This is a genomic window from Devosia insulae DS-56 (assembly GCF_000970465.2).
GTDB lineage: Bacteria > Pseudomonadota > Alphaproteobacteria > Rhizobiales > Devosiaceae > Devosia_A > Devosia_A insulae.
This window is the reverse complement of the sequence record NZ_LAJE02000306.1, coordinates 1-3,169: the sequence shown is the minus strand read 5'-3', so window position 1 is coordinate 3,169 and position 3,169 is coordinate 1. Positions and strand designations below refer to the sequence as shown.

Annotated in this window: 1 protein-coding gene; it reads right to left on the bottom strand. The window is 64.6% G+C overall.

Translation table 11 applies throughout. The annotated features are described in order from the left end of the window. Nucleotides 1–126: 126 nt before the first annotated feature. A complete protein-coding gene (locus VW23_RS21275; protein WP_069911511.1) occupies nucleotides 127–3,045 on the bottom strand; it encodes an insulinase family protein in 2,919 nt (972 codons plus the stop codon). Nucleotides 3,046–3,169: the final 124 nt, after the last annotated feature.

Below are 3,169 nucleotides of genomic sequence, written 5' to 3'. Positions count from 1 at the left end.
CCTCAATCCCTCCCCTCAAGGGGGAGGGAAGCTCACGGCTGGTGCATGCCGCCTCTAACTTAGCGCCTATGAGCTTTCGCTGGGATGACACCGAGTTTGAGGGAGGAAAGTGCCCTCCTAAACCAATCACAGAACCTTCGTCACCTTCAGGAAGCCGCCGCGCTCGTCGTTGGCGGCCTTGATCGCCTTCTCCGAGCCGAGCACCACCACCTGACCGCTGCGGGCAACCTGATCCAGCGCTTCGCCCAGCGCCTTGAAATCGCGGCTGCTGGCGCCGAGGATTTCGTCGCGGCGTTTCTGGCGGGCGTCTTCGCTGTCGCCGGCCAGTTCCCAGACCAGCGAGGTGAAGCCCTTGGCGTCGGGCAGCCGGTAAGTGTCGACCGAGCCGATCACCCCGATCACCGAGCGTACCAGGTCCTGCTCCCCGACGCCGTCTTTGAGGAAGGCCGAAGCCTTGTCGTAGATATCGATGGTGTCGACGAGGTTGGGGTCGCGATACGAGGTGAAGGCGAAGGTGCCGGCGAACGGATCGAGCCCCGATGAACCGCCATAGGCGCCGCCCTGCACCCGCACCTTGTCCCACAGATACGTGGTGTTGAGGTGCTTGATGGCGACGGCGGTGCCGCCGGTCGGCTCGAACCCGAGCGCCTTGAGGTTGGCGCCCTTGGCCACATAGTTGACCTGGCCGGGGAAGGTGAGTCCTTCCGATAGCGGACCGGCGACAAACCCCCAGCCATCAAGCGAGGGTCCGGCGCCAGCTGGCAGCGCCGCAATGAACGTCGCCAGCTCCGGCTTCAGCGCCGCGATGGCAAAGCTGTCGGCGGTGACGTTGACGATCATCCCGGTCCGCCCGATCAGCAGCGTCCGGATCTCCTCGAGCGCTGCCTGCACCGCCGGCCAGTTGCCGTCGATCTCAGCCGCGAGGTCCTTGAGGAAGAAATAGTGGCTGACGCCGCCGAGCTTTTCGTTGAGCCAATCGGCCTCGCTGAACCCGGCGCGCACCCGCATCGAGACGATGCCGTTGCCCATGCCGGCCAGCGAGCTTTCGAACCCGGCCTTCGATTCGAGCACCATCTGGCGGATGCGCTCGCGGTTATCGAGTCGGGCATCGGTCAACACGTCGCGCATGATCGACAGCATGTCGCCGACATGATCCGGCGTCGCCTTGCCGCGGACGAACATCCAGGCCGCGGTGCCCACCCCGTCGCGGCGGGTCGAGTTCCAGCGGCTGGCGCCGACGCCACCGGTGGTGCGGCCGATGCGCTGCGTCAGCGAGACGAAATCTTCGCTGCTGGTGCCGGTCTGGGTCAGCGCCCGGGTGAACAGCGGCAGATACGGCAACAGCCGGCCCGGCAGCGCGGTGAGGTTGAAGCCGAGATCGAGATAGACCACGCCATTGGTCGGCAGGTCGTGGCTGAACAGCGTCACGCCTTCGAGCTCTTCCTTGGCGATCGGGATCGCCTTGTTGGCCCGCGGCAGGTCCTCGAGCGTCAGCGTCGGGATTTTGGCCAGCGCCTCGGGCGGATCGACCTCGTTCTGCAATTCCTTGAGGTGGCGGGTCTGCTCGGCCACCTCCGCGATGCCGGCCGCATCGAGCGACTGCTGCGCCTTGTCGAGCCGCGCCCGCTCTTCGGCAGCATCCTCCGCCGCCTTGTTGGGGTCGGCCGTCAGCAGCACGGTGGAGCGGTGCTTGTTGTCGAGGATGTGGGTCTTGATCAGCCTTTCGAACACCGGCTCGCCGGCGGCAAGCTTGGCCTTGATGGCGCTGAGCGGCGCTTCGAAGCTCAGCGGCTCCAGCGGATCGCCGCCATAGAGCCAGGTGCCCATCGAGCGGAACATCAGGGCAATGCCACGCGGGAACGAGCCGGTATTGTTTTCCCTGAGCCCGAACTCGGCGGTGTTCATGGCTGCTTCGATGGTCTTGGGGTCGATCCCCTCGGCACTGAGCTGCTCGAGTGTCGAGATGATCAGCTGCTCCACCTTGTCGCCGGCATCGTCCTCGATGCCCTTGAGCCCGAAGGTGAAATAGGGCTGGCGGATGCCATCGGCGAGGCCGGAGCCGGTGAGCCCTTCGCCCAGCCCGGAATCGATCATCGCCTTCCGTAGCGGCGCGGCGGACGTGCCGACCAGCACGGACTCGAGCACGTTGAGCGACAGCGCCAGTTCGGGGTCGGTGATCTCGTCGAGCATCCAGTTGACCGACACCATGGCGGTCTTCTTGCCGGCCTCGGCTTCGCTCGCGGCGTAGGTCTCGTGCAGCGAACGCGGCGCGCTCCAGCGTGGCTGGATGGCAATTTCGGCCTTGGGGTCGATGCGCTCGAACTGGCTGAAATATTCCTCGAGAATGGCGAGGCGCTGCGCCGGATCGTCATCGCCATAAAACACCACGCGCGAGTTGGACGGGTGGTAGTACTTGGCGTGGAAGTTCTTGAAATATTCGTAGGTGAGGTCGGGGATCGCCTTCGGATCGCCGCCCGAGTTCACCCCGTAGGTGGTGTCCGGGTAGAGCGACAGCTGGCTGGCCTTGCCCAGCACCGCGGCGGCCGAGGAATAGGCGCCCTTCATTTCGTTGAACACCACACCCTTGTAGACCATCGGCCCCTGGGTCGAATCGAGCTCGTAGTGCCAGCCTTCCTGCCGGAAGGTGTCCTCGCTGATGAGCGGGAAGTAGACCGCGTCGAGGTAGACATCGACGAGGTTGTAAAAATCCTTGAGGTTCTGCGACGCCACCGGATAGGCGGTCTTGTCGGAGAAGGTCATGGCGTTGAGGAAGGTGTGGAGCGAACCCTTCAGCAGCTCCACGAACGGCTTCTTCACCGGGTATTTGCGCGAACCGCACAGCACCGAGTGCTCGAGAATATGCGCCACGCCGGTCGAATCCTCCGGCGGGGTCTTCAGCGTCACGCCGAACACCTTGTTCTCATCGTCATTGATGAGACTCAGCACCTCCGCCCCGGTCTCGATGTGCCGATAGAGCCGCGCCAGCGAACTGATCTCCCCGATCTGCTGCTCGCGGACGAGTTCGAAGGCGGGGTGCTCGGACATGTAGGTACTCAGGGTGGTGGGAGGGTGAGGGATAACTTAGGCAGCGGCGGCGATGGATGGAAGGGGGACTAGGCGGATGGGGAGGTGGAGCTTGTCGTCAACGCCGGTGCGGGAAGATACCCCC

Excerpts from the sequence above, each read along its gene's own strand:
- VW23_RS21275 (WP_069911511.1), bottom strand. The coding sequence starts at position 3,045 with ATGTCCGAGCACCCCGCCTTCGAACTCGTCCGCGAGCAGCAGATCGGG.